The organism is Actinoplanes sp. ATCC 53533 (assembly GCF_003947245.1).
In genome coordinates this window covers 1-5,694 of the sequence record NZ_QHHV01000350.1, presented here as the reverse complement: position 1 = coordinate 5,694, position 5,694 = coordinate 1, and the positions used below count along the sequence as shown (strand labels likewise).

General features: G+C 71.4%; 8 protein-coding genes. 7 read left to right on the top strand and 1 reads right to left on the bottom strand.

What is annotated here, in order from left to right:
* From trpS to DMB66_RS56750, 4 genes are all read left to right on the top strand, one after another.
* Positions 1–697 (top strand): tryptophan--tRNA ligase (gene trpS, locus DMB66_RS56765; protein WP_125812287.1); only part of this gene is annotated, 697 nt, incomplete at its 5' end.
* On the top strand, positions 694–1,236 hold the full coding sequence (locus DMB66_RS56760; protein ID WP_125812290.1) for a 2'-5' RNA ligase family protein: 543 nt from the start codon (positions 694–696) through the stop codon (positions 1,234–1,236). The genes trpS and DMB66_RS56760, both read left to right, overlap by 4 nt.
* A gap of 265 nt (positions 1,237–1,501) precedes the next feature.
* The gene (locus DMB66_RS56755; RefSeq protein ID WP_125812289.1) at positions 1,502–2,422 is read left to right on the top strand and encodes a YihY/virulence factor BrkB family protein; all 921 of its coding nucleotides are present in this window, start codon (positions 1,502–1,504) and stop codon (positions 2,420–2,422) included.
* 7 nt (positions 2,423–2,429) lie between these two features.
* A complete protein-coding gene (locus tag DMB66_RS56750) occupies positions 2,430–2,822 on the top strand; it encodes a hypothetical protein (protein WP_125812286.1) in 393 nt (130 codons plus the stop codon).
* Between the two features lie 171 nt (positions 2,823–2,993).
* Here the strand turns inward: DMB66_RS56750 and DMB66_RS56745 are convergent, their stop codons facing one another.
* Complete coding sequence (locus tag DMB66_RS56745; RefSeq protein ID WP_199753244.1) at positions 2,994–3,575, bottom strand: TetR/AcrR family transcriptional regulator; 582 nt, start codon at positions 3,573–3,575, stop codon at positions 2,994–2,996.
* A gap of 99 nt (positions 3,576–3,674) precedes the next feature.
* Here DMB66_RS56745 and DMB66_RS56740 point away from each other — a divergent pair, with 99 nt between their 5' ends.
* The 3 genes from DMB66_RS56740 to DMB66_RS56730 all read left to right on the top strand — a co-directional run.
* Positions 3,675–4,667: a hypothetical protein gene (locus DMB66_RS56740; RefSeq protein ID WP_125812285.1), complete on the top strand. Its 993-nt coding sequence runs from the start codon at positions 3,675–3,677 to the stop codon at positions 4,665–4,667.
* Positions 4,668–4,700: 33 nt separating this feature from the next.
* A complete protein-coding gene (locus DMB66_RS56735; RefSeq protein ID WP_233625559.1) occupies positions 4,701–4,982 on the top strand; it encodes an SCO4848 family membrane protein in 282 nt (93 codons plus the stop codon).
* Positions 4,983–5,177: 195 nt separating this feature from the next.
* Positions 5,178–5,694, top strand: a 517-nt coding sequence (locus DMB66_RS56730; protein ID WP_125812284.1) for a BMP family protein, incomplete at its 3' end; no start/stop codon positions are given.

The following is a 5,694-nucleotide window of genomic DNA, read 5'->3' as shown; positions in this document are numbered from 1 at the left end:
CCGGATGGTCCAGTTCAAGGACAAGTCCGCCAAGCAGGGCTCGGAGACCACCAGCGTCGGCCTGTTCACCTACCCGATCCTGCAGGCCGCCGACATCCTGCTCTACCAGGCCGACGCCGTGCCGGTGGGCGAGGACCAGCGTCAGCACCTCGAGCTCACCCGCGACCTGGCCCAGCGCTTCAACACCCGGTTCGGCAAGACCTTCACCGTGCCCTCGGCCTACATCGTGCGGGACACGGCGAAGATCACCGACCTGCAGGAGCCGACGGCGAAGATGTCCAAGTCCGCGTCCTCGCCGAACGGCATCCTCGAGCTGCTGGAGGAGCCCGCCCGGTCGGCCAAGAAGATCAAGTCGGCGGTCACCGACACCGGCCGCGAGATCCTCTACGACGAGGAGAACAAGCCCGGCATCAGCAACCTGCTGACCATGTACGCGGCGCTGACCCAGCGGACCATAGACGAACTGCTCGAACAGTACGACGGCCGCGGCTACGGCGACCTCAAGAAGGACCTCGCGGAGGTCTTCGTCGAGTTCGTCAAGCCGGTCCAGGAGCGCACCCGCACCTACCTCGAAGATCCGGGCTACCTGGACAAGATCCTCGCGGTCGGCGCCGACAAGGCCCGGGCGGTCTCCGCGGTCACCCTGGCGAACGCCTACCAGCACCTGGGCTTCCTCAGCCCGGCACGCGAGGTCTGAGCCGCGTGGCCGAGGGCACGACGCGCATCGGCGTCGCGATCGACATCCCCGAGCCGTGGGGCTCGGCGCTGACCCGCCGCCGGGCCGCGGCGGGCGATCCGCAGGCGGCATACACGCCGGCACACGTCACGCTGCTGGGCCCGACCGAGATCCGCACCGAGTCGTGGCAGGACGTCGAGAAGCACCTCGAGGCGGTGGCCACGGCGCAGGACCCGTTCACCATCCACCTGCGCGGCACCGGTACGTTCCGGCCGATCACCGAGGTCGTCTTCGTGACCCTCGCGGTCGGCATCAGCGAGTGCGAGTTGCTCGCCGCCGCGATCACCGCGTCCGAGGCGATCAACCGGGACACCCGGTTCCCGTACCACCCGCACGTGACCGTCGCCCAGGACGTGCCGGGCGACGCCCTGGACGCGGTCTTCGACGATCTCGCCGGCTTCTCGGCGCGCTTCGACGTCAGCGGTTTCGCCCTCTTCTCGCACGGCGGCGAGGGCCCCTGGCAGCGCCGGCGCGACTTCCCGCTCGGCGGCCTGCGTTAGCCAGCCCGGTCCCGCGGACGGCCCGCCAGGCCTTGCGGACGGCCCGCCCGGCTCTGTGAACGGCGTGCCCGGCTCTGTGGACGACGTGCCCTGTTCTGTGGACGGCGTGCCCGGCTCTGTGGACGACGTGCCCGGCCCGGTGGAGAGCCTGCCCGGGCCCGTGGACGGCCCGGATCGGGCCGGCGGCGCGGGGCCGGCCCGGCCTGCGGAAAAGTCGCCCGGGATCGTGCCGACAGACCCGACCGGATTGGGTACGGTCGGCGGCGTGAATGCCATCGACCGGGCGTACGCGGCGGTCGAGGCCCGGATCATGGCGCTGCGGCACCGCTCGCGGTACTTCGACCACCTGTGCCGCGCGATGCTGCGGTATGACGAGGTTCTCGGCGGCCGGCTCGCCGCCGCGATCGCGTACTACGGCTTCTTCGCGGTCTTCGCGCTGGCGCTGATCGGCTACTCCATCTTCGGCTTCCTGATCAAATCCAACGTCGAACTGTTCGACGTCGTGCAGCAGTTCCTCGGGCAGAACCTGCCGTTCCTGGATGTCAAGGCGATCCTGGACAGCGGCCGGACCGTGGGCATCGTGGGCATCGTGGGCCTGATCTTCACCGGCATCGGCTGGGTGGAGGCGATCCGCTCGTCGCAGCGGCTGATCTGGCGGCTCAACGAGCAGCCCGGCTACATCGGCGTGCGCCAGGTCGTCGACCTGCTGGTGATGATCGGGATCCTGCTGCTGCTCGCCGTCTCGGTGTTCGCGGTCTACGGCCTGGAATCGCTGCTGGAGTGGATCGCCGACGGGCACGTGGCGTTCCTGCGCTCGACGGTCAGCCTGATCCTGACCGTGGCGATCAACATGCTGCTGGCGGCGGCCCTGTTGGCCGCCGTGCCGCGGCTGCGGATGACCGCGCGCCGGATGGCCCCGCCGGTGCTGCAGGTCGGCATCGGCATCACCCTGCTGAACACGGTCGGCAAGTCGTTCGTCGGCCTGGTCGAGCGCAACCCGGCGTACGGCCTGGTGGCCAGCGCCGTCGGCGTCCTGGTCTATCTGTACGTCTTCAACCAGTTGCTTTTGTTCGGCGCGGCCTGGGCGGCGACCAGCCCGCACGGTCGCGTTGTCGATCTGTCGGCTGACGATAAAACTGCCCCGGTGGGGCAAAATACCTGGATTCGGCACGACCGCCCGGAATGATGAGCGCGTGGGCACTCTCGTGACACTGCATCTGCCGCCTGACTCGCCGGTGGCGAACCTGCCATGGGTCATCACCATCGGCGCGCTGGACGACGAACAGGAATGGGAACCGCTGGTCTGCGGGCCGTACGAGCGGCCGCACGCGCTGGCGCTGGCCCAGGCGGTCGTGGCCGACGAGGACCTGATGGCGGTGGTCGAGCCGCTGCTGCCGCTGGCCGACGCGGCGGCGATCCGCGACGAGATCGAGCTGGCCCGGTCCGGCCAGGACCTGGACACCACCGCGACCGAGCTGGACGGCGGCGACAGCCCGCGGCGCACCACGCCGGGCCGCCCGCCGTCCGAGGCCGAGGTGCGCGCCGGCTTCGCCCGCATCGCCGCGAAGCTGACCGCCGGAACCTGACCGGGTGCCGCTGAGCCGGTCATGGCGGGCCGATCGGAGGCGGGCCGGTCGTGGCGGGCCGATCGGGGGCGGGCCGGTCGTGGCGGCCGGTCGTGGCGGCCGGTCGTGGCGGCCGGTCGGGGGCGGGCCGGTCGTGGCGGCCGGTCGGGGGCCGGCTGGTCGTGGCGGCCGTCAGCTGATGAGGGCGCGCAGCCCGGCCAGGTAGGTCGCCTTGTCCGGGCTTCCGACCAGCTGACGCTGCAGCGCGTAGCCCGGGAGTAGCCCGAACAGCGCGGCTTCCGTCGCGTCCAGGTCAGTGTCCGGCTTGAGCTCGCCCCGGGCGACGGCCTGGACGGCGATCGCCCGGAAGGGTCGCCGTAACTCGAGATAGCGCTCGCGGACGATAGCGCCGATCGCGGGGTCGAGGACGGCCTCGCTCCACACCTGGACCACCAGGGGGAAGTTGCCGTCCGGGCCGAGCTGCGCGTCGACAACATCCAGCGCCGCGCTCACCGCCTCCAGCAGGGGCAGGTCCCGCGCGGCCACTTCGTCGAGCCTGGCGGCGAGACCGGCGGCGACCGTCTGCGAGATCGCGTTGATGATCTCGTTCTTGGACTTGAAGTAGCGGTAGACCGCGCCCACCGACAGCCCGGCCTCACCGATCAGGTCCTGCATCGTCGTGTTGTGCAGGCCGTTGCGCAGAAAGCAGCGGCGCGCCGCGGCGAGGATCTGCTCGCGGCGGGCGGTGAGGTGTTCGGCGGAGACGCGTGGCACGTCCCACAGTCTAAAACGAATGCTCGTTCTTGACGAACTCGGCGGGGGAGGCGCACGCTGGGCGCATAAGAGAACGAGCATTCGTTTTTAGGAGTCCTCATGTCCAGGTCACCCCGGGCTACGACGCTCGCCGTCGTCCTCGCCGTTGTCGTCGTCGCCTTCCAGGCACTGCTCGTGCCGCTCTTCGCCGGTCCGGCCGCCGAGATCGCGCCCCGGGATCTGCCGCTGGCCGTCGCCGGCCCGGAGCCCGCCGCGACACAGCTCGCCGATCAGCTCCGCGCCGCCCACCCGGGCGCCTTCGACCTGCGGGTGGTCGCCGACGCCGACGCCGCGATCCGCGACCGCGAGGTGTACGGCGCGATCGTCCTCGGCACCGACGGCCCGGCCCTGCACGTCGCCTCGGCGGCCGGCCCGACCGTCGCCGCCCTGCTCACCCAGGCCACCGCGGAGCTCGGCCGCGGCGCCCCGGTGCCGGTCGTCGACGTCGTGCCCACCGACCCGGACGACCCACGCGGCGCCGCCTTCGGGGCCGGCTTCCTGCCGCTGGCCATCACCGGGCTGCTCGCCGGGATGCTGACCTTCCTCCTGGTCAAGCGCCGGGCGGCCCGGTTCGTCGCGCTCGGCACGTTCGCCGTCCTCGCGGGGCTCGCCGGGGCGGCCGTCCAGCAGGCCTGGCTCGGCGTGCTGCCGGGCGACTACCTGAGCGTCGCGGCGGTGCTGGGGCTGTTCGGGCTGGCCGTCTCCGGCACGGTCGCCGGGCTCGCCGCCGTCCTGGACCGTGCCGGGCTGGCCCTCGGGGCGCTGGTCGTCTTCCTGGTGGGCAACGCACTCTCCGGGGTCAGCTCCGCGGCGGAGTTGCTGCCGCAACCCTGGGGAGCGGTCGGGCAGGCGCTGCCGATCGGGGCCGGGTCGACGCTGTTGCGCTCGGTCGCGTACTTCGACGGCAACGGGGCCGGCTCGGCGCTCGCGGTGCTCTGCGCGTACGCGATCGGGGGTCTGCTGCTGGTCGCGGCCGGAAGGCGCGGTCTGGCCCGGCCGGCCGCCGAGGTCGCGGCCGCAGGCCCGGATCGGACGCCCGCGCTGGTCGGCTGAGCTGCGGTCGGGGGCGCGGCGCATACTCGTGCCGTGGTGCTTTCGCGACGGTGGTCGGCGTTTCTGGTCCTGGTCGGAGTCTGGACGTGGCTCATCTGGCCCCGGTTCGGCCTGGCCATCTGGAAGGACGACCGGTCGTTCGCCGACGGCGGACCGACCTCGTTCCTCTGGGTGCACGCCCTGCTGATCGGCGCGTCGCTGGTGATCGGCACGGCGGTCGGTGCGCTGGGTGTCCGGGCCTGGCGCGCGGCCGCCCCCGAGGCCCGGCGGGCTGAAGAAATCGCGGCTCGGAGTCCGGCGCCGCCGAAAGATTAACGGCGCGTTACGCGGGCAACCGGGCAATTCCCGCCTCAGCCTTGCTAAAGCGGCGTTCAGGCGGCCGCCGGATCGCGGGCAGGTAACGGTGCGCCAACAGTCCGGCCTGATTTCCTGACGCCGCCGTGGCCTGCGGCTACGCTCCCGACCTGAGACGCACCGCGAGGTGTCGGTGCGCTGTGGAAGGAGGGCGTCTTGCGCCCAGTACGTGGGAAGCGAATCGTTGCGATTCTCGCGGCGGGTGGGCTCTCGCTCGCCGCCGCTGCCTGTGGCGACGCCCCTGAAGAGACACCGACCGGTTCGGCCTCGAGTGCCGCAACCGCATATAAGGCGTGCATGGTCACCGACACCGGTGGCATCGACGACCGGTCGTTCAACGCCTCTGCATGGGCCGGCCTGCAGGCCGCCAAGGAAGCCCAGAGCAATGTCGAGCCGAAGTACGTGGCCTCGACGGCCGAGGCTGACTACGAGCCCAACCTGCGGCAGTTCGTCACGCAGAAGTGCAACTTCATCCTCTCGGTCGGCGGCCTGATGGGCGACGCCACCGGGAAGGTAGCCAAGGAGAACACCACCCAGCAGTTCGGCATCGTGGACAGCAGCATCGCGGACGCGACCAACGTCTTCCCGATGCAGTTCGCCACCGAGCAGGCGGCCTTCCTGGCCGGCTACGTGGCGGCGGGCTACTCCAAGACCGGCAAGGTGGCCACCTACG

Coding starts and splice junctions, on each gene's coding strand:
- DMB66_RS56740 (WP_125812285.1), top strand. CDS start 3,675: ATGTCCAGGTCACCCCGGGCTACGACGCTCGCCGTCGTCCTCGCCGTT.